At 38.1% G+C, this 22,060-nt stretch carries 18 protein-coding genes and 1 pseudogene; 7 read left to right on the top strand and 12 right to left on the bottom strand.

What is annotated here, in order from left to right; genetic code table 11:
- Window positions 1-66: 66 nt before the first annotated feature.
- The 5 genes and pseudogenes from NO346_RS03275 to NO346_RS03255 all read right to left on the bottom strand — a co-directional run bounded on the left by NO346_RS03275 (window position 67) and on the right by NO346_RS03255 (window position 5,464).
- Entirely contained in the window at window positions 67-864 is a 798-nt protein-coding gene (locus NO346_RS03275) for a thioesterase family protein (protein WP_256414219.1), read from the bottom strand.
- Between the two features lie 104 nt (window positions 865-968).
- Window positions 969-2,768: an excinuclease ABC subunit UvrC gene (gene uvrC, locus NO346_RS03270; protein ID WP_256414218.1), complete on the bottom strand. Its 1,800-nt coding sequence runs from the start codon at window positions 2,766-2,768 to the stop codon at window positions 969-971.
- A gap of 106 nt (window positions 2,769-2,874) precedes the next feature.
- Window positions 2,875-3,195 (bottom strand): annotated as a pseudogene (locus tag NO346_RS03265) (hypothetical protein); the annotation flags it as partial.
- Between the two features lie 71 nt (window positions 3,196-3,266).
- A complete protein-coding gene (lpxO, locus tag NO346_RS03260; protein WP_256414216.1) occupies window positions 3,267-4,181 on the bottom strand; it encodes a lipid A hydroxylase LpxO in 915 nt (304 codons plus the stop codon).
- Between the two features lie 311 nt (window positions 4,182-4,492).
- Entirely contained in the window at window positions 4,493-5,464 is a 972-nt protein-coding gene (locus NO346_RS03255; RefSeq protein WP_256414215.1) for a hypothetical protein, read from the bottom strand.
- 469 nt (window positions 5,465-5,933) lie between these two features.
- Here NO346_RS03255 and fadB point away from each other — a divergent pair, with 469 nt between their 5' ends.
- Together fadB and fadA are read left to right on the top strand one after the other, a co-directional pair.
- Window positions 5,934-8,087, top strand: a complete 2,154-nt coding sequence (fadB, locus tag NO346_RS03250; RefSeq protein WP_256414214.1) for a fatty acid oxidation complex subunit alpha FadB — start codon at window positions 5,934-5,936, stop codon at window positions 8,085-8,087.
- A 12-nt stretch (window positions 8,088-8,099) separates the two neighbouring features.
- Window positions 8,100-9,272 carry an acetyl-CoA C-acyltransferase FadA gene (gene fadA / locus NO346_RS03245; RefSeq protein ID WP_256414213.1) on the top strand — a complete coding sequence of 391 codons (1,173 nt, stop codon included), beginning with the start codon at window positions 8,100-8,102 and terminating at the stop codon, window positions 9,270-9,272.
- A 62-nt stretch (window positions 9,273-9,334) separates the two neighbouring features.
- Here fadA and NO346_RS03240 read toward each other — a convergent pair whose 3' ends face one another.
- Window positions 9,335-9,835 (bottom strand): hypothetical protein, encoded by a 501-nt coding sequence (locus NO346_RS03240; RefSeq protein ID WP_087537427.1) that lies wholly within the window; start codon window positions 9,833-9,835, stop codon window positions 9,335-9,337.
- A 289-nt stretch (window positions 9,836-10,124) separates the two neighbouring features.
- Here NO346_RS03240 and NO346_RS03235 point away from each other — a divergent pair, with 289 nt between their 5' ends.
- Window positions 10,125-10,823 carry a hypothetical protein gene (locus tag NO346_RS03235; protein WP_087537426.1) on the top strand — a complete coding sequence of 233 codons (699 nt, stop codon included), beginning with the start codon at window positions 10,125-10,127 and terminating at the stop codon, window positions 10,821-10,823.
- Between the two features lie 52 nt (window positions 10,824-10,875).
- Here the strand turns inward: NO346_RS03235 and NO346_RS03230 are convergent, their stop codons facing one another.
- Complete coding sequence (locus NO346_RS03230; protein ID WP_256414212.1) at window positions 10,876-11,625, bottom strand: hypothetical protein; 750 nt, start codon at window positions 11,623-11,625, stop codon at window positions 10,876-10,878.
- A gap of 176 nt (window positions 11,626-11,801) precedes the next feature.
- On the opposite strand from NO346_RS03230, the gene NO346_RS03225 reads away from it, so the two are divergent.
- The 4 genes from NO346_RS03225 (at window position 11,802) to NO346_RS03210 (ending at window position 15,857) form a co-directional block, all read left to right on the top strand.
- On the top strand, window positions 11,802-12,500 hold the full coding sequence (locus NO346_RS03225) for a DsbA family oxidoreductase (RefSeq protein ID WP_256414211.1): 699 nt from the start codon (window positions 11,802-11,804) through the stop codon (window positions 12,498-12,500).
- A 392-nt stretch (window positions 12,501-12,892) separates the two neighbouring features.
- Entirely contained in the window at window positions 12,893-13,078 is a 186-nt protein-coding gene (locus NO346_RS03220; protein ID WP_004659320.1) for a hypothetical protein, read from the top strand.
- Between the two features lie 11 nt (window positions 13,079-13,089).
- A complete protein-coding gene (locus NO346_RS03215) occupies window positions 13,090-14,532 on the top strand; it encodes a hypothetical protein (RefSeq protein ID WP_256414210.1) in 1,443 nt (480 codons plus the stop codon).
- A 194-nt stretch (window positions 14,533-14,726) separates the two neighbouring features.
- Window positions 14,727-15,857: a hypothetical protein gene (locus tag NO346_RS03210; RefSeq protein WP_256414209.1), complete on the top strand. Its 1,131-nt coding sequence runs from the start codon at window positions 14,727-14,729 to the stop codon at window positions 15,855-15,857.
- A 90-nt stretch (window positions 15,858-15,947) separates the two neighbouring features.
- On the opposite strand, the gene htpG is transcribed toward NO346_RS03210, so the two are convergent.
- The 5 genes from htpG to NO346_RS03185 form a co-directional block, all read right to left on the bottom strand.
- Window positions 15,948-17,867: a molecular chaperone HtpG gene (htpG, locus tag NO346_RS03205; protein ID WP_256414208.1), complete on the bottom strand. Its 1,920-nt coding sequence runs from the start codon at window positions 17,865-17,867 to the stop codon at window positions 15,948-15,950.
- Between the two features lie 116 nt (window positions 17,868-17,983).
- A complete protein-coding gene (locus tag NO346_RS03200) occupies window positions 17,984-18,334 on the bottom strand; it encodes a lysozyme inhibitor LprI family protein (RefSeq protein ID WP_050042044.1) in 351 nt (116 codons plus the stop codon).
- 132 nt (window positions 18,335-18,466) lie between these two features.
- A complete protein-coding gene (locus NO346_RS03195; RefSeq protein WP_178882925.1) occupies window positions 18,467-19,051 on the bottom strand; it encodes an OmpW family protein in 585 nt (194 codons plus the stop codon).
- A gap of 501 nt (window positions 19,052-19,552) precedes the next feature.
- Window positions 19,553-20,974 carry a Na+/H+ antiporter family protein gene (locus tag NO346_RS03190; protein ID WP_256414207.1) on the bottom strand — a complete coding sequence of 474 codons (1,422 nt, stop codon included), beginning with the start codon at window positions 20,972-20,974 and terminating at the stop codon, window positions 19,553-19,555.
- Between the two features lie 123 nt (window positions 20,975-21,097).
- A complete protein-coding gene (locus NO346_RS03185) occupies window positions 21,098-21,973 on the bottom strand; it encodes an alpha/beta fold hydrolase (RefSeq protein ID WP_256414206.1) in 876 nt (291 codons plus the stop codon).
- Between the last annotated feature and the right edge of the window lie 87 nt (window positions 21,974-22,060).

The following is a 22,060-nucleotide window of genomic DNA, read 5'->3' as shown; positions in this document are numbered from 1 at the left end:
ACAAAGGATGTGCCGAGATTGTATCCATGTGTAAGCAACTTTATACGAAATGCACGGCAGTGTCGACTAGGCAAAAACGGCAACTGTTTGTCGAAGTATCGCAATCAGTCGATTTTCATCATCCCAAAGATAGGCATACTCGGTTGAATAACCATGTTCAGCATATTCAGTCACTACTTTGTATTTGAACCAATCCTGTACTTGATGAGCAATCGGCTGCAAATAGGTAATCTGCCAAGTTAATGAGCTTGCAGGTGCAGGGGTTTTAAACATTGGTAACACACCCGGTGGCCACACATCCATCAATCCAAATAGATCTGCCAATTTCATTTCGCGATTTGGATGCAACTGAGGAATAAAACGACACCATCCACCAAAGTCAGGCACTTTGCTGCCAGCCATTGGATAATTACCTTCAGCCCAACATAGTTCAAACTGTTGAAAACATTGTGGCATTAAGCCTTCAATATAAGCCGTTTTTTCCAACTGCGCAGGCAATGGATAATCAGGAATTTGCGGTAGATTTTGCACATGAATCCGAGATTCACGCTGCGAACCAAAACTTGCTATTAAAATACTTTGTACAGTATCTGCTTGCCATAACCGCACTTCTAAGGTTGTAACCGATTTACCCTCTCGCAACACCTCCGCCGTGAGTTTAGCCTGCCCTTCTTGCACAGGACCAACAAAGGTGACATTACAACTCAATAACTGCTTTGTTGTATCATGAACCACGCTCTGCGCCTTTTGGATTAATAATCCTGCAACTAAACCGCCAAATACGGTGCGACCTTGTAACCATCCTGATGGAATATCAATCCACTCTTGATGTTCAACCTGTTGATACAGCGGAAGCAGTGACATTATCTTTCCTTAATCGTCAAACCATCTTATCTTCAAATGTTTTTCTCTGTTTGTGAATGATCATTGACGCATCAGTCATTGAAAGTTTGAGCCAATCGGTCAAGTTATTCATGCAAAATTTTATAAATCGTTCTCGCCATGACTTCACCCAAACCGGGTACAAGCATCAACTCTTTTTCTGACGCTTTTAAAACACCTTGTATACCACCAAAATGAGTGAGTAGATCACGACGGCGTTTTGGCCCTAGCCCTGGAATAGCCTCTAAAACTGAACTACTACGGCGTTTATCACGCTTAGCCCGATGTTTGGTAATGGCGAAACGATGTGCTTCATCTCGCACTTGTTGGATGAGGTGTAAAGCTTTATGGTCTTCGGGTAATTGAATCTTAGTGCCATCAGTAAAATGCAGCGTTTCTAATCCCGGTTTACGTCCCTCACCTTTAGAAACACCAATCATAAAAGCATCAAGCGCTAATTCTTGCATGACCTCCATCGCCATATGCAACTGCCCTTTACCACCATCAATCAAGAGTAGATCAGGTAACATATTTTTTTTATAACGGCGTATCAACGCTTGGCGCATCGCCGCATAATCATCACCGCCCGTAATATCCTGAATCGCAAACTGACGATAATCTCGCTTTCTTGCACCGCCCTGATCAAAGACTACACAAGAAGCAATCGGTGCTTCACCCATGGTATGACTGATATCAAAACATTCAATCCGATCAATCGGACGCCCAACCACTTGTTCAAGTTGATGAAAACGCTCGTTTAATTCCAAGTGATTACTCAGTTTGCCTTTAATCGCATGTTGCACATTCATTTGCGCCAGTTCTAGCCATTCAGCCCGAGTTTCTCGCACTTTATGCTTGATTTGAATTTTCTTATTGAAGCTTTGCTGTAATGCTTCTTCTAATTGTTTTTGATCGGGAATATCTACATTTACAATCAATTCTGATGGCACTTCATCCGCCACTTGGAAATAGAAATTCGCCATAAAATCATTCAGCATTTGCGCCAAATCATCTCCCAACATATCTGGAAAATAACTTTTTCCGCCAAGCATACGTCCATTACGAACATGCATGATTTGTACACAAGTCACACCCGCTTGGTAAGCAATCGCCAAAATATCGGCTTCGCCTTTGATCTTAAATACTGCTTGTTGTGCTTGAACCTCGCGCAATAACGCGAGACGATCACGATAAAATACGGCTTTTTCAAACTCAAGAGCTTCGGCAGCCTGTTCCATTTTTCCAATCAGCTCTTGATTGAGTTCTTTGGTATCACCTTGTAAAAAACGAATTGAATTGTCCACATCTTCCTTATAGTCCTGAGGGCTAATCAGACCGACACAAGGCGCTGTACAACGTTTAATCTGATACTGTAAACAAGGGCGTTTACGTTGTGAAAAATAACTGTTTTCACATTGGCGGACATTAAATAATTTTTGTAAAACCAGTAAGGTATCTCGTGCACTATAGGCACTGGGATAAGGCCCAAAAAACTTGCCGACCTGATGCTTGCCCTTGCCACGCCCACTGGCAATGCGGGGATAGGGCTTGTCTGCCGAGACAAAGATATACACATACGACTTATCATCGCGCAACATAATATTGTATGGCGGACGATGTAATTTAATCAGATTTTGTTCAAGTAATAATGCTTCTGTTTCAGAACGAACAACTAAACTTTCGATGTCATAAATTCGCGCAACTAAAGCCTGTGTCTTAGGATGGTCAATCGTTTTAACAAAATAGCTGGATACACGATTCTTTAAGTTTTTGGCTTTTCCGACATACAGTAACTCTCCATCTTTGCCGAGCATTTTATAAACACCAGGCAATTGAGTCATATGAGTCAGGATTTTTTCAATATGTTCACGCGCGTTTGGATTCACAGCAGACTTTCATCATCAGTAATGCTTTCGATGATGTAGTCTGCATAAATCAATTTCAAGTCAATTGAGCCAAAATGCATCAATTCAATAACTCAAATAACACCTATCATTTAAAAACTCGACTCAATACTTGATCAGCGCTCTTAAATGCAGACTCATGAAAGAAATCACAGGCTAGTTCATTCGTTGGAGCGATTGGATTAACTTCTCTAGCTGTATGCTAAAAACCCCAATATTCACGAGACTAATGGCGAATGCGAGTGTCTGCTAAATTAAACTCAGTATTAGGTTGAAATGCAGTCCAAGCTGCATTTTGCCAAATATCTTGACGGATAATATTACTTCCTACACTTACATGTGACAGATTTTGGGTTGGATAAGATTCAATATAATCTTAAGTACTCAACTGAACTTGTTTTTGCCAACATTAATAAACAAATAAATAACTAAATCATCGTTATAAAAAAACGCCCTTTCGGGCGTTGATCTCATTCAGACTTAAAATACATAAGGTCGAATAAAAATTAAGAAAAATAGCCCTAACATGATGAACCATTTCAGGAAATAGTAAAGCTGACGATTTTTAGCCTTTAGCGCTTTGGCCTTGATACGAAACTGATAAACATAACCAAAGACTTTATTTAAGCCACCTGTTTGATCGCCTGCCTCATTAGGTGAACTAGCTGCGGTCATGACACTTTTTCCAAACCAGTGGTTAAACTTTTCCATAAAACGGGTTTTTAATGGGCGTTCTACATCAGCGAAAAAGATAATACGATTCTGGTTCGTCGTGTTTTCCGCATAATGGATATAGGTTTCATCAAACACCACACTTTCACCATCACGCCACGAATATCGCTGACCATCAACATCAATAAAACAGCGATCATCATTTGGTGTAATCAAACCTAAATGGTAACGCAATGAACCCGCATAAGGATCACGATGGCGAACTAAACGGCTATCTGGTGCTAACTCAGTAAACATCGCAGCTTTAATTGTTGGAAGCGTTTTTAATAATGCGGTTGTTTTTGGGCAAAGTTCAGCTGCTGATGGATGTGCTGAGTCGTACCATTTCAGATAGAATCGCTTCCAACCTGTTTTAAAGAATGAGTTAAAGCCCAAGTCATCATAGCTGCTAGATGCTTTAATGCCACCTTTCTCGTACAGCGCTTTGGCTTCATCACGAATCATTTCCCAATTTTCATCCAGAACTTTTAAGTCCTGAAAATGCTGGGTGTCGATATACGGCTGATTCGGCACTCTAGAAAACATGTACATCAAAAAGTTAATGGGTGCAAGAATCGTCGAATGGTCAAAAAACTGACGATAAAACGAATGCTTTACCTTCCCACGGCGCTGAATATACAAAGCCGAAATGATAAAAATCGCTAATATGATCCATTTAATCATTGAAATCGACACAAAAAAACTAATCGGCAAATTTTAACACCATCCCCTATAATTTCTATACTCTTTTACTTAATTCATCCCTTTCTTATTTTTTATAAAAATTAAATCAATATTATCAATATCTTATTATAAAAACGATTTCAGTTTTCAAATTTTCTTAAGGCTGAGTTTATGCTGCCAATCCAAGTATCAACAACATTATTCTTGAGATAAACTTTGCAAACAAGACCATGAACAGATATGAAAAACTTGCTGATGCGCGAATCCACATCAGCAATTAGACATTATGATAAAGTCAAAAACTAGTTCACTTAGAGCTTTTTAATCGTTTCGGCTGCAGTATTATTAAACCAATTACAACTTTTCTTAAGCTCTTCTAAAATAGATTTTTGCATATAGTAGTCTTGAGGAGCTGAGCTTTCGCTAATCGTGCTTAAACGTCGAGTATGTTGATTAATTATGTCATTCAAGCGAATATCTTCAAAATTGTTCATATCACCAAATACCAATTCACCATTATAATTGATCACAGCACTTTCGCTCACCATGCCATATGCATCGTATTCACGATAATAGCGCCATGAATAATCTTTCCATTTACCGCTATCAATTTTTAAGGTATGCCCAAATTCTTTCACTTTCGCTTTAAAGTCATTTTCAACTCTTGAAATAACCTCTGCATAGTTTGCCCCAGTCATCCCTTCTTTAGAAAAAGTAAGATAAGGCTTGTCAACATTCTCTTCTTGAATTTGATAGCAGTAAGAGCCTTGTGGAAAAAATAAGGGACTGCCACGGTTATAAGCTTGAGCAGCCTTGATTTCTTCCAACTGAGAAGGTACTCCAAATTTATCAAACATTACTTTATAACCCGGATAAAAACGATCAAAAACGTTTTCACCTGAAAGATCAATCTTTTTAAAGGTATGGTAATACCCTGTTTTAGGTGCATCGCTAAAATAGAATTTTAAAGCGTTGATGGCTTTAGTATCAGAATAAACCCAAGTATTTGTAAAAAGTTGATCTGCTGTCAACAAAAACTCATCTTCACTTAAAGGCGTATAATAGGTTGTTCCTTTAATGACATTGTCAACATACGAATATTTTTTTGCATATAAAGTTTCAGTGTCTACATTATATAAATCTACTGTCACTTTTTCTTGAATAGGTGTCGTTGTGTTATTGCCATCTTTTGAACTTGATTCAGCACCAGAACCACCACCCCCTCCACATGCACTCAACAGAAAAGGAAGGATTGCCAAAACTATAAATTTATTTTTTAACATAATATTACTTTCTTAAACATTTTTATAACATGAAGTTTATCCAAAAATAAAAAATAGACAATACTTTCTGTCTAACATTTCACAAATAATTCTACTTTTTATGACTTGTTTAAAAAATGGGATTAACCGCTATCTTTATTATTTAACATGGATGAGATTTACTCCCACTCACTTAGTATTTCGCTGTTTCTTTAGCTATCAGCCCAACGAGCGGATATCTCCTCCAACTTGATCTTGCACAATTCTCCAGCAAGCAAAAAACCACATTAAATAGATATTTTTCATATAGATAAGACTAAAAAAATTATTTACAAACAATTGATGACCCTAGCGTCACGGCTTGATACAACTTGTTATGTCCTTTTTGGATATAGTTATCGTAAGATTAGCGAAGCATTTTTTGTGTGCTTAAGCGCACACACGCTTTATGACATCAACTCAGAATCCTCCACAACAAGGGAGATCAGGCATGATCCACGCTGGCAATGCCATTACCGTCCAAATGCTTGCGGACGGAATTGCAGAATTCCGCTTTGACTTACAAGGTGAGTCGGTTAATAAATTTAACCGTGCAACCATCGAAGACTTCCAAGCAGCGATTGCTGCAGTGAAAGCCAATAACGACATTAAAGGCTTAGTTGTTACCTCTGGTAAATCAACATTTATCGTTGGTGCAGATATTACTGAATTTGGCGACAACTTCGCTGCTGGTGAACAAGCAATTGTTGATTGGCTTATGCCTGTACATGACGTCTTCAATAGCTTTGAAGATTTAGACATCCCTAAAGTTGCTGCGATTAATGGTACAGCGCTTGGTGGTGGTTTTGAAATGTGCTTAGTGTGTGACTACCGTGTCATGTCTGAGCAAGCTCAAGTTGGCTTACCAGAAATCAAACTCGGTATCTATCCTGGTTTTGGTGGTAGCGTACGTTTAAGCCGTTTAATCGGTATCGACAATGCCGTTGAATGGATGGCAATGGCGAATCCTAAGAAGCCAGCTGCTGCACTGAAAGATGGTGCTGTAGATGCGGTTGTTGCTGCTGACAAACTTCAAGAAGCTGCTGTTGACTTAGTTAAACAAGCCATTGCTGGTCGTTTGAACTGGAAAGCAAAACGTCAAGAAAAATTAGACGCAATTAAATTGAATCCACTTGAACAAATGATGGCATTCAATACAGCAAAAGGTGCGGTACTTGCAAAAGCAAACCCTGCACAATACCCTGCGCCAAAATTGTTACTTGACTCATTACAAGCAGGTGCAAGCCTTACACGTAATGATGCATTAAAAGCAGAAGCTCAAGGTTTTGCTAAAGCAGCAATTACTCCACAAGCAGGTGCATTGATTGGTTTATTCATCAATGACCAAGTTGTGAAGAAAACTGCGAAGAAATATGAGAAAGGTGCTCACCCTGTAAACCAAGCAGCTGTATTAGGTGCGGGTATCATGGGTGGTGGTATTGCTTACCAAACGGCTAGCAAAGGCACACCAATCATCATGAAAGACATTGGTAACCCACAACTTGCATTGGGTATGAAAGAAGCGAACGGCTTACTGACTAAGCAAGTTGAACGCAAGAAAATGAAACCTGCGCAAATGGGTGAAACACTTGCTCGCATTCGTCCAACTTTAAGCTACGATGAGTTTAAAGAAGTGGATATCGTGATCGAAGCAGTGACTGAAAATCCAAAAGTAAAAGAAATCGTACTTGCAGACACTGAGAAGAATGTTCGTGAAAACACGATTATTGCTTCTAACACGTCTACGATTTCAATTACGCGTTTGGCGAAAGCATTACAACGTCCTGAAAACTTCGTTGGTATGCACTTCTTTAACCCAGTACACATGATGCCATTAGTAGAAGTGATCCGTGGTGAGAAGACATCTGATGAAGCGATTGCAACTACTGTTGTTCTTGCTCAGAAAATGGGTAAAACACCAATCGTTGTGAACGACTGCCCAGGTTTCTTAGTTAACCGTGTACTGTTCCCTTACTTTGGTGCATTCGACCTACTCGTTAAAGACGGTGCTGACTTCCAGCAAGTTGATAATGTAATGGCGAAATTCGGTTGGCCTATGGGTCCTGCATACTTGATCGACGTTGTTGGTATCGATACAGGTGTACATGGCGCAGAAGTGATGGCTGAAGGTTTCCCTGACCGTATGAAGCCAGATTACAAAGGTTCGATCCAAGCGATGTACGAAGCAAAACGTCTTGGTCAAAAGAACGATGTTGGTTTCTACAAATATGTGTTAGACAAGAAAGGTAAGAAAGCGAAAACTGTTGACCCAACAGCTTACGAAATCATTGCGCCTTTCGTGACTGGCGAAAAACGTGAATTTGATCCACAAGAAATCATTGACCGTATGATGTTGGCGTTCTGTAACGAAACAGTTCGTTGCTTAGAAGACAACATCGTTGCAACTGCTTCTGAAGCAGATATGGCGATGATCATGGGTGTAGGTTTCCCTCCATTCCGTGGTGGTCCATGCCGTTACATCGACCAAACAGGTGTTGCTGAATACGTTGCGCTTTGCGACAAATATGCACATTTAGGTAAAGCTTATGAAGCGCCACAAATGTTGCGTGACATGGCTGCTAACAACAAAAAATTCTACGGTTAAGGAGCGACGTGAATGGCTACTTTAAATCCACGTGACGTTGTGATTGTTGATGGCGTTCGTTCTGCCATGGGCAAATCACGTAACGGTATGTTCCGCAATGTTCGTGCCGACAGTTTATCTGCTGAATTAGTACGTGCACTTGTTGCTCGTAACCAGTTTGATACCAATGAAGTTGAAGACATCATTTGGGGTTGTGTAAACCAAACTTTAGAGCAAGGTATGAACATTGCTCGTAATATTGGTTTATTGGCTGACATTCCAAAAACTGCTGGCGGTCAAACAGTAAACCGTCTCTGTGGTTCTTCAATGCAAGCAATCCACACAGCTGCTGCACAGATTGCGACCAACCAAGGTGACATCTTCATCATCGGTGGTGTAGAGCATATGGGTCACGTAGGTATGATGCACGGCATCGACCTTAACCCTGAAGCATCTAAACACTATGCAAAAGCATCGAACATGATGGGCTTAACTGCTGAAATGTTAGGTCGTATGAACGGTATCTCTCGTGAAGAACAAGATGCTTTCGGTGTTGAATCTCACCGTCGTGCTTGGGCTGCAACACAAGAAGGTCGTTTCAAAAACGAAATCGTGGGTGTTGAAGGTCACGATGCTAATGGCTTCAAAATCCTTTGCGACATCGATGAAGTCATTCGTCCTGATGCAAACCTTGAAGCATTCAAAGCATTGAAACCTGTTTTCGATCCTAAAGGTGGTTCAGTAACAGCAGCAACTTCTTCTGCTCTTTCTGACGGTGCATCTGCAATGTTGTTGATGTCAGCTGAACGTGCTGCATCTTTAGGTTTAAAACCTCGTGCTGTGATTCGCTCTATGGCGATTGCAGGTTGTGATGCTGCGATCATGGGTTATGGTCCAGTTCCAGCAACTCAAAAAGCGCTTAAACGTGCTGGTTTAACGATGGCGGATATCCAAACGATCGAATTAAACGAAGCATTTGCTGCTCAAGGCTTATCAGTCATGAAAGGCTTAGGCGTTTATGACAAACAAGACATCATCAACTTGAATGGTGGTGCGATTGCATTAGGTCACCCATTGGGCTGTTCTGGTGCTCGTATCACAACAACATTGTTGAACGTGATGGAACAACAAGATACGCAAATCGGTCTTGCGACCATGTGTATCGGTCTTGGTCAAGGTATCGCGACCATTATCGAACGTGTTTAATCGACACTGAGATAAAAATCCCCGCTATATGCGGGGATTTTTATCTTAATCAATGATATAAGCTATGGTTGTCTAAAATCTTTTAAACCATTTTGAATTTGCTGCTGTAATAGCAAAATATCATTCAAATTGACTTTAATCGAACCATCACGAATGCCATCAATATTGTTTCGATTTATATTAAGTGGCTCTAATATTTTAAATACACCATTAGTTGGATCAGATGATTGAAAACCTGAGGCCACCGCTAGAATATACTCTTGTAACCCAGGTGAAACTTGAGATAAGCCTGACTGCACCTTTGGTTCAAATTCAACTGCACTAATATTCTCAGGAATTTCTGCATTCTGCATATCAGTATGAGTTTTATAAATACGATGCTGAAGTGCTTGACGTACTTTTTTATCTTCTTGAAATGGAGTAGGTCCTACAACTTCTTCACGTAATTCAGATTCAGCCATAATACGAATGGTTGGTAAAGTTTCAACCTCTTCGGCATGTACTGCTGAAAATCCAACCAAAGTAAATGCCATCATCAGCGCTGATCGTTTTAGAAAGTTCATCACTTGCTCCAAAAATCATTCACCATAAACATTGAATAAAAATAGCTATAAATTAAGCCTACAATAAAGTGATATTGAATTCTGTATCACTCTGATAAACGGTAAATAGGATTATTTTTTTGAACGTAAGATAAAATGAGCGAATCAAACAATGTGTCTGATCTTTGTAAAATGAATAGATAAAAGAGGAAAAAATCTCGCATAAGCTCATTTTTTTGATTACTGTGCTCGAGTGAATTTATAAATATTGATTATTTTATATACTTTAAAAAGCGATTAGGAGAAATGGATGATTTCAACTCTAATTAAAATGACTACAGCAATATCGATTACAGGATTATGTTTAGCAGGTTGTGCAACCAAAACCCTTATTACCAAAGACAGTAAAGCTTATATTCGCACAACCAAGGTTACTTTGGTTGAAGATAGTGTCATTGCATTTGGAAGACCTGCTCAACAATCTGCAAATTTACCTAAAGATAGTCTCGTAATCGCAGGGCAAAAGAATAGCTATATCCTCACCCAAGGTGGATCTCAATTTGTGAGCTTAATCACAAAACTCGACCCCAAAAATATTCAAATTACACGTGAGCTAAGCTTTTATTCTGAAAAAAATGATGGCAATTTTTCAGGCACACTACCCCTTTCATATATAAAACTAAAAGAAGACTTGAGCAAAAAAGATTTAGAGTTTTTCATTGAGAATGGTGCGAGAGAATGTTCTTCTTCAAGTGATGAACGTATGCAAGCTCAACGCTTCTGTTTCGATATCAAACTCGCTGGTGTTGTTTATCCTACTGCAAATAATCTAAGTTCGCTCAAAGCATTAAGTAAGCCTTACCAAATCTCTATCTATACCAATAAAGAAGAAAGTTATAAATCAAAATCAGGTATGAATCCTTTGGAAAAACTGGTATTGCTCCCTTTTGCCGTGGCGATTGATGTGGTAAGTCTACCTTTCCAAGCAGCAGAAAAGATCTTTGATTAAGCTCGAACTCAGTCATGCAATGATGTATACAAGGCATCATTGCATCACAAAATCATAATTCTTCATCTAATACTGCAACATTGTTTTGCTTAATTTTATCCATCTTCTGATTTAATCTGAGCACATCTTGATAAAGTGCATTAAACTTTTTGACTTGTGCTGTTTCCTTAAAAAGAATCTTGTTATCTTCTCTTTGCCAAGGGTAAGTTTTTAACATATCAAACATCGCTTGTGCTTTCTCAATAACTTGTTGTTCAATCGGAAAAATGTCATGTGCCTTGTCTGTTTTCAGGTTATTTTGCAGTTTTTCTTGTAAGGATTTTCTCATTTCATGATGAATGGCGAGATTTTTTGCTTGTTCAAGTGAATCTGCCTGTATTTTCTGTCTCTTTATTCCATATTCAGTCGAGATTTTTCGCACATCATGAAGCATTTTTTCAGTCTCAAAATAACCTTTTTGACGGTCTTGATCTAAACGTTCGACATCTAAAAAAGTATCCCAATTTGCTGCTTTGAGTTGCCTTAAATAAGCGTTTCTTGCCTCAACATTTTGCATCCAATAACTAAGTAGAAACTCGGACATCAACTTATAATCACCAGATAAACGATCATCATGCACATTGAGTTGTATAGGCTTGCTCCAATCCTGCGCTTGATCATAGAGCCCACGCATTTTTTCAGCCATAACAATTTCAAACATTTGTTCTGTATTGGCTGCATTTTGCTTTAAGCGATATTGATAGAAAAAGAATGTGCCCAAACAAATCACGACGACAGTTAAAAATAATAAAAAACGGCGCATACAGCCTCCAAGTATATTTATATTTTTTATGTTTTGACTTTAAGTTTAATCAGTCAAACACAGACTGTTAATTGATTTTTATTTCATTTTTCGTAACGGAGCATTACATTTTCATCGCTTTAAATTTCGTACTTTCGCCCCTATTATCAAATCAACTGAAATTGTAGAGATATGCCATGCGCGTAGATATTTGGTCAGATGTCGTTTGCCCTTTTTGTTATATTGGGAAAAAGCGTCTTGAACATGTTGCTGAACAAGCAGGAATTGAGCTTGATATTCATTGGCATAGCTTTGAACTCAATCCAGATGCACCTGCCAAACATGAGACTTCGAATACGGAACGCTTAGCAAAGAAATATGGGCGTAGCTTTGCTGACATGGAAGAAATGGAACGTAATGTTGCGGCTATGGCAGCGACTGAAGGCATTGATTTTCAATGGCAAAAAGCCAATTCAGGCAACAGCTTTAATGCACACCGTATTATCCATTTGGCTCAAAGCAAAGGTTTGGGTAACGAAGCAAAAGAAGCTTTTTTTCATGCTTATATGACTGAAGGTCTTGCAATTGGTGAACGTGAAGTGGTTGAAGAAATCGCTTCACGGATTGGTTTGGATCATGCTGAAGTCGAGTATGTATTGAATTCAGATGAACTGGCAGATTTTGTTCGCCATGATGAAAAAATTGCACATGAGCAATTAAATGTAACGGGTGTACCCTTTTTTGTTTTTGATCAAAAACTAGCACTTTCAGGCGCACAACCGCGTGAAATTTTCTTACAGGCATTACAACAAGCTCAATCCGCTTCTACAGAAGAAATTCAGCAAACAGATGCGGCTCAATGTAGCGATGATCAATGCGAAATTAAGCCGCCCTAACAAGCTAGCTAAAATACAAGCTTCAGCAACTGTCTGAAGCTTGTGTGCAGCGAACTATTCAAACTAGATGTGATAGTTACGTCACCTATTATCTTAAAAAGCATACCGTTTATCTGTAGTGGTAAATTCTGTAACAAACTAAGTATTTTATTGATCAATTTTTAACTAAAAAAATGTGATTAAAATCACACTAAAGAGATAGATTTATAGATATACTTTCCCAGTGCGATCTATTTATCCGATTTATTGTTTTAAAATGTTGATACTTTGAAAGCCAAAACATGATCAAAATCTCTATTTGGAATAACTAAATGAGATTTTTTACTAACTTGCAGTCTATAGATTTTGCATATTTTTCTTCTATAATCGTCATAAAGTGACATTCTTTTGTTATGAAAATTCAAGAGTTACAAGCCCTAATAAATGGTCAGATTCAACCCGAACAAATATGTATTGAGCAACTTGTAGCCTTGGCTAGACAGCATAATTTGACGAATACACCTGAATACAAACTGTTAGATGATGCTGTGAATATTGTACTTATTCATTATTTAAAACAGGCTCAAGCCTATCTCTAAGGAAACTATCAATGGACGTATTAGAGAAAGCATTATTGGTTGATGAGCTCAAACATCTGATTGTTGGGCTAAACAACGATAAAAACTCACTTTTTGAGATCGCAAAATCAAAGCAACGTATTAAGGATATTTGTGCTTCTTGTGACGATCCATTGTTTCAAGAACAACTCACTCCATTTAAAGAATTTATTCAACAAGAAGAATTTTCGGCTGAAGAATTAGAAAGCTTTGGGTATGCACTCACTTATCGCGGAACATTTAAATTTATGGGGCGTGTTGAACATGCTTTATTTGCATCAGGCGACATGGGATGGGCAGCTTTACGTCAGTCACAGCATTGGCAAATTTGGGTTATTCGTCCTGCATTGTCTTTTATAAAGAGCCCTTGGTTTACATCTACTCGACAAGCACTTGAATGGATTCAAACGAGTACAAGTGATTATATAAAAACAGATGATGAACTCAAAAGTCTTATTCCTGTTTTAGATCCAATTCATCAAACTTCAACAAATTTATCATTAGATTCAAATCAGACAATTCACAAGGACAGATTATCTGCTATGAGAGAAGAAACTGCGAATTTTGAAGCACAACTCGAAGCAATTATTCAGGAAAGAATTCAATCTGTACCCAATACTCCAACACCAAGTATTCCAACGGTCGCAAAGCCTAAACCAAGTTTTAGACAAAATGTGCGTCCTGTTGCAAATCTAAATAAAGCGAAACCTGTTGCACTAAAAGATTTTAATTTAGATGGACTCGTATGTCGCTTAGAGCGTATCGATCCTAAAACATTTCCATCTTTATATCGTGTAGAGCTACACGATGAGATTAATCAAAATATTAAAATTGATTGGTTATATTTAAAAGCTGAGAATGACGTTCAACCTATTTGGGAAACAGCTCAAATCTTTGTTGCTGAACAGCTTTATGCTCAAGGACAGTTTTCACATTATGTCGTCCTTATTGGTACTCATAGTGTCGAATATGCTGCAACAATCTTACAAGCTTATACAGACAAACGTCATACTCAAACAAGCTCGATTCATCAAACAGACTGGGTTATTTTTAAACAACATTACCACCAACATGAAACACTATTTAATGAATGTATCATGAATGGTAATCAAGTTTGGCAGCGTAGTGAGCGATCTTACCCTTATATTCCTGCTGCCTTTATTAACACGCAAAAGTTTATTCCTTTTGAAGAAACAACAGCGACTTTTTTGACGCCAGTCATCCTACTCAAAGAGCGTCAAAAAATCAGAGTGCTACACGGCGCAGAACGCGTAAAATTATCGAGCGAAGATCAAGCTTATCCGTATCTATTGTTAGATCGTGCAGACGGCTATACATGGCAATTAATACGTCAAGTGATTAGCCGCCTACCTCAACCAATTTCAGTTCATGATCTCTATCAAGCACTCGAAAATGCGGATGTTTCAGCGACCTAAATATCCATTTTTAAGATACCTCTAATCCACCATCAAACTTGTGATTGCTTATTGCAAGTTTCATGGTGGATTTTCATAAATACTCATTCAAATTTTCAAACGCATTGTTAAATTGCTGTTTTTTGTGTCTTTAGCTTGATTTTATTGCTTGAATAATCAAAAGTTAAATGAAGAACAATATATAAGTTTTAACTATGACGACTTTAAATCAAACAGTACCATCATATATTTTATATACGCTCATTGCACTTCCATTCGGTTTATCAACAACTGTCAATGCTGCAACTGAATCGGTTGAACAAACTGAGAATAATATTCCCAAAGCGGAAATATCAAATCAAGAAAATTTCTTAGACTATATTCCTAAATGGGTAGATGCGAGCCCCGCCGTTCTTCCTGAACAATCTGATCAATCTATTGTTCCTTCAACCGCTGAAACTGAGAATAAAACTTGGGTTGATCGTAAACAGCGTGATATTCGCAACTGGGCTGATCGAACATCGGTTAAGATTGATGACTGGTTTGGTGATGTCGACCCTGAAAAACCAGCTTCAGCAACGATTCGTTTTATGTTGGACAATTATTGGAATGAATATGATAACTATGAAGTTAAACCTCGTATTCGAGGAAAAATCAAACTTCCAACTTTAGAAAAAAAATTTAGCGTAGTTTTTGGTGATGATTCTCTAGATGACGAATTTAAAAACAATATTGCCAATACCAATACACAACCAAATCAAGATCCAGATAAGAAGTTTGATTCCAAACAGACACGAGATAGTAATGGCTCTATTGCATTACGTTGGTCTAATTTCTCCAAAAAACTACCATTTGATACAGATGCAGATATTGGTATTCGTTCTGGTGATGATGTTTACTTACGTCTAAGAGCTGAGAAGCATTGGGATTTGCACAATGATTTCCACTTTAATGCTGAACAAATCTATCGATATGGTAGTCAAAGTGAGAACTATTTGCGTACAAATTTAGAATTGATACATGCTCGCCCCAACCAACCTTTTCTTTCAAATCAATTCAGTTTAACTTACGCTGACAAGCAAAATGATGATTTGTTATGGGACAATCGCATTTTCCGCCAACACCAATTCTTTGCACATAACAATTTTAATTACGGTCTCTATACGGGTGGCTATTACAACAATAATGACTTACGTCTAAACAGTTGGGGTCCTTTTGTTTCTTGGAGACAACCTTTATGGCGTGAGTGGTTCTATGTACAAGGTGATCTCAACTATTTCAATGATCATCGCGAGGATCGAAATCATTACGTGAGTACTTTCGTTCGTCTTGAAACGTTGTTCTGATGAAAATATCAACACAACTGTGGATAACTTAAATGTTATCCATAGATATACAAAACCTCTGCCGAAGCAGAGGTTTTTAGGTTAAATCACTTATTGTAATAACAAGCTGTTGATACGTTTGACATAAGCCGCAGGATCTTCTGGTAAGCCACCTTCAGCAATTACCGCCTGATCGAAGATCACATTCGCGAGATCATCAAACTGTGCTGAGTTTTCTAGTTTTCTTACCAATGGATGTTCAGGGTTAATTTCCAGCGTTGGCTTGCTTTCAGGAACAGCCTGACCTGCCTGTTTCAACATGCGAATCAATTGCGGAGAAAGCTCACCCTCACTCGTTACCAAACATGCTGGTGAATCCACCAAACGTGTCGTTACTCGCACTTCTTTGGTTTTGTCTTTCAATGAGCTGCTTAAACGCTCCACCACAGGTTTAAATTGTTCAGCCGCTTGCTCAAGCGCCTTTTTCTCATCCGCATCCTGTAGATCACCAAGATCAACTGCACCTTTAGACACGTTCTGTAATGGCGTACCATCAAACTCAAAGACAAAATTCATTGCCCACTCATCAACACGATCTGCCATGAGTAAAACTTCAATGCCTTTCTTCTTGAATACTTCAAGTTGTGGTGAGTTTTTCGCAGCCGTTAAATTATCCGCAGTCACGTAATAAATCGCTTTCTGCCCTTCTTTCATGCGTGACTTATAATCAGCAAAAGAAGTACTGATCTCATCATTGCTAGAAGTTGCATAACGTAATAATTTTAAGATACGTTCACGATTACCCGTGTCTTCACCTAAACCTTCTTTTAATACCGAACCAAACTCAGTGTAGAAAGCTTTAAATTTCTCTTGGTCTTTTTCATCTTCCGACTTTGCTAAACCATCCAATAAAGTCAAGACACGACGCGCATTGCCTTCACGAATGGTTTTCACATCACGGCTTTCTTGAAGTAATTCACGACTGACATTTAATGGTAAATCAGCACTATCGACCACGCCTTGTACAAAACGTAAATAGTTTGGAATGAGGTTGTCTGCTTCATCCAAAATGAATACACGCTTCACATACAATTTGATGCCCGCTTTTGCTTCACGTGTAAACAGATCTTGTTTGGCTTGACTTGGGATATACAATAATTGCGTATATTCAGTACTACCCTCGACACGGTTATGTGCCCATGCTAGAGGTTCTGAAAAGTCATGACTGAGATTTTTATAAAAGTCGATGTATTGCTCATCAGTGATTTCGCTCTTACTACGTGTCCATAATGCGCTAGCAGAGTTAATGGCTTCCCATTCATCCGTCTTCACCATCTGACCGCCTTTAGGCTCTTCACCTTCAGCGACTTCCTCTTCTTGCCAGATTTCTTTTTGCATTTCGATTGGCAAGCTGATGTGATCTGAATACTTATTGATGATTTGTTTAACTTTCCACGACTCTAAATAGTCAAGTGCATCATCACGTAAATGCAAGATGATATCGGTACCACGGGTTTCTTTCTCAATTGTTTGAACTTCGAACTCGCCCGTTCCACCACTGATCCAACGCACACCTTCGGCAGCATCCAGACCTGCACGGCGCGACTCCACCGTGATTTTATCGGCAACAATAAAGCCAGAATAAAAACCAACACCAAATTGACCAATTAACTGTGCGTCGGCTTTCTGATCACCACTTAACTTTGACATAAAATCTTTAGTGCCCGATTTTGCAATCGTACCAAGATTCTCTATCGCCTCTTGTTGGCTCAGACCAATACCATTATCGGAAATAGTTAAAGTTTTATTTTCTTTATTCAAGCTCACACGAACATGTAAGTTTGCATCATTTTCATAATATTCAGGGTGATTAATCCCTTCAAAACGCAGCTTATCGCAGGCATCCGATGCATTGGAAATCAATTCACGCAGGAAAATTTCAGGATTGGAATACAGGGAATGCGTCACCAAATGTAATAACTGAGCAACTTCAGCTTGGAAACTATAATTTTGTGCGACTTGTTCACTCATAAATCACTCCTTATCTTGAGGCTTATATATTTGGAATGATTTATGAATGGTGCATATCTTGAATATTTCAATCCTTGTGTTTTATTTTTTCAGTTAAAAAATGCACAAAAGAACAATTAGAATGGTCCTTGGCTCAATATACGTGTTTGTAGAAGTTGATCCAATTGCTGTTGTCTTTGTGCATATGCACGGCGAAGACAAGAAGTATTTGCTGCACATGAATTACGCTGTTTCAACCATTGGAATTGCTTATCTTTTTCTGCATCACGTCCTCCCATAGGTAGTGCGTGCAAAATAATCTGGTAAGTTGTTGCCAGTTTTACATCCGCATCATTTAAACCACGATCATTACAAATCTGTTGTTCCGATTTCAATTTTGCAGCTTTGCATGAGAAACTGGCGGCATGGGTTTGAGATAAAATGAGTAATGACATAAGAAATAATGCTGAGCTTAATAATTTTTTCATCACCGATCACAACTTATTAAAAACTAGTTCTTAGCTTACCGCACGCTCTTTTTAGGCTTGTATCTGTTTTATATTACGATTGCAAAATAAAAAACCTCACGATTTGTGAGGTTTCTTTAAATCTAAATCGTCTTAGAACTTATAGCTATAGCCCAAAGTATAGACCATAGGATTTAGGTCTAAATCAAACTTCGTACCATTAACCAACTTAACTTCAGGGCTAAGATCTGCATATCGAACATCCATATATACACCCCAGTTTTTAGCGTCAGCAGGTTGGAAATTAAAACCTAACTGACCAGCAAAACCATAAGTATTTTTCACGTCATCAGCTAAGCCCTTTTCGTGCCATGCAATGAAGGCTGTACCACCAACACCAATATATGGAGTAAATCGAGTTGAATTCTTAAAGTTATATTTTGCTGTGATTGTCGGTGGTAATTGACGAACACTTGCAACTTTCTCACCATTTAATAGAACATCGTGATTAATTGGGTTAGCAAGCAAAACCTCAGCTGAAAAAGGCGTATCACCAAAGAAATATTCTACTGAAGGTGTAAATGCGAATTCATGATCACCTTTAACTACAGCACCTGGAGCTACTGTTGTATCTGCAGTTGGCGCAATAACACTACCACCGACCTTAACCTGAAAACCACCTGCAAACGCAGTTGAAGACAACCCCAATAATGTAATAACTAATAATTTTTTTAGCATTTAAAAAAAACCTCTTTAATCAAAATTTCAACCTGTATTTAATAATAATCATGTCTTTTTATTTTATGCAATACATATTAATTCCGACCAATTTAATTATTTTTACAAATATCTGATTAACAACAATATAAATTTGTAAAGATATGTAATTATTTATAAATCAAACTAATTTACTATGATTAACCAATTGAAAACCAAGTGTTTTTATAAGAATTAACCAGCTTAAATATATATTTAAATTAAATCTTTTAAAGTATACACTAAATAAATTTAGTTTTATTACAAAATAGAATGAGAACTTAATATAATAAACAGGAATAAAAAGACAAAAAAATTCACTTTATTTATTCCATGATAAATAAATAGCAACTATTCATATCAAGGTGGTTTAAAATAAATATAGTTATTATTTAATAAGCATAATTATTATATTTAATATAAATGATATTTTATTATTTCTTAATATAAAAAATGGTTCCTTATGGAACCATTCTCTATTCATTATAAAACCATTGCTGCGATCCAACCAAAAATAAGTAGCGGGATATTAAAATGTATAAATGTTGGCACTACAGTATCCCAAATATGATCATGTTGACCATCTACACCTAGTCCTGCTGTAGGTCCTAATGTTGAATCTGAGGCAGGCGAACCTGCATCACCTAATGCAGCAGCAGTACCAATCAATGCAATTGTCGCCAAAGGTGAGAATCCAAATTGTACGCAGAGTGGCACATAAATCACTGCCAGCACAGGCACACTTGAGAAAGATGAACCAATACCGATCGTGACAAACAAGCCAATAAATAGCATCAAGAACGCAGCTAAAGCATGATTATCACCAATGATATGTACAACACCATTCACTAAATGAGTAATGTCGCCTGTATGCGTCATGACTGAAGCAAAACCTGCCGCAGAAATCATGATAAAACCAACTAAGGCCATCATCCGCATCCCTTGCACAAACACATCATCAGCTTCTTGCCATTTAAAGATGCCAGAAGCGGATAACACAGCAAAACCAACAAGGCCACCTAAAATCATCGAACCTGAATACAACTGCGCAACTAAGGTTAAACCGATTGCAAGTAACGCCATAAGCATGGTTTTTTTGGAAATATAAGGTACATTTTCAGCTTCATGCTTCAACTCTTCAGCATCCGCCTTGAGGTCATATTCAGCTTGTGTTTTTGCTCGTAGTGGTTTATCCAAATCAATGCTTGTAACAGGTGAAATTGATCGATCAACATATTCACGGGGCTTACGATAACTAATAAACACAGCGACTAAAGTACCTAAAACCATACCCAAAACAGGTATCGCCATGCCCATAGGCATCATGCTACGTTCTACATGCAAACCATATGCAGCCCCAATTTTATTGATATTCCCCATCAAAATTTGTTCAAGGAAAATGGCACCAAAGCCCACAGGTAAGAAGATATATGTTCCAACTAAACCCAACGTCAGTACACATGCTGCCGCACGTCGATCAAGCTTGAGGTGATTCATCACTTTTAACAATGGCGGAACCAATACAGGAATAAAAGCAATATGAACTGGGATTAGATTTTGAGAGAAAATTGCAGCGATGAGTAAAATCGTTAATAAAAGATATTTCACTTTTTTTTCTTGATTTTTACTGGCTTCCATTCCTAATAAACCAATCAGTTTATGTGCAAGTAAATCTGGTAAACCAGATTTAGATAATGCTAAGGCAAAAGCACCTAGAACAGCATAAGCCAAAGCGACTTCAGCACCATCTCCCAGTCCTGCATTAAAAGCTTCTACAGTTTGAGAAAGGCTCAGTCCAGCAACCAAACCACCAATAATGGCTGATATGACCAAAGTGAGAACAACAGAAACACGTGCCAGTGACAAAATAAACATCACGGCAATCGCAATTACGACAGCATTCATGGACAAAATTTAGGAGCAAAAAGAAAGGCGACATTCTAGCAGATTCATTGTATAGAAGCTGAAAATGTCGCCAAATTGCAATCTGTTTTAAGTGATTTTTATTTTGATTAATCCGCTAAAGCCTTAAACAGTCTGGCGTTTTACAAAATGACGGATTAGTTCAGCAATTTTAGTTGGCTGACTTAGAACCGCCCAGTGATTGGCATCAAGTTCAACATATTCAAAGTTTTCGACCCATTTTGGCATTGATTCGGTAATATACTCAGGGCTAACAAATGCATCGCGTTTTAATACAATCGCCTGTACAGGACATTGAGCATAGCGTTGGCGTGGTTGAGCCAGTGAAGGAATAAAGTTAGCACGATACAAATTAATACCGTATTTACCATCTGACATAATATTTGCATTTAATGGCAAATTTTGTTTTTTCTCTAAGCCACTTAAAATCTTACCCCACTTTTCTGGACTAAAGAAAGTCCATACGGTTGGAGCAACCAATGGCAAATGGAAAGCACCAATATACCAAGATTTAGTCAGCATTTTCAGTACATTACTTGGTGTAGATTTAAACTTTTCACGCAAATATAAGGAAGCATGATCCAAGCAAGGGCCTGAGATTGTTGTATAAGATAGTAAACGGCCTTTTAACTTAGGTTCAGTTGCTGACTCCCAAGACTGTAAAGAACCCCAGTCATGCGCTGCCATATGGAAATTGCGGTTGGGTAACACTTGATCAACCACTTCTTGTAAATCCAAAGATAAACGCGGTAATCGATAGTCTTTAATACGCTTTGGAATTGATGACAAACCTGCACCACGAACATCGTAAGTAACGACATAATAGTCATCAACCAATTGCTCGATAATTGGTTCCCATACTTCTTGATTATCGGGATAACCATGTACTAACACCAATGGTGTTTTCTTTTCATCACCCCATGTTTTGACACAGAGGCTTTGTTGGTCAGAAGTGGTTACTGTTTTTACTTGTTCTTGCATAATTCTTTCCCATTTTGTTTTCTATCGGCTTGGTTATAAAACAGCCATTGCCAGCGATGCACTAAAAATGATACTTATGGAGTATGA

The sequence above is a fragment of the Acinetobacter sp. 5862 genome (assembly GCF_024494585.1).
GTDB lineage: Bacteria > Pseudomonadota > Gammaproteobacteria > Pseudomonadales > Moraxellaceae > Acinetobacter.
The sequence above is the reverse complement of the archived record's forward strand: the minus strand, read 5'-3'. Positions and strand labels throughout refer to the sequence as shown.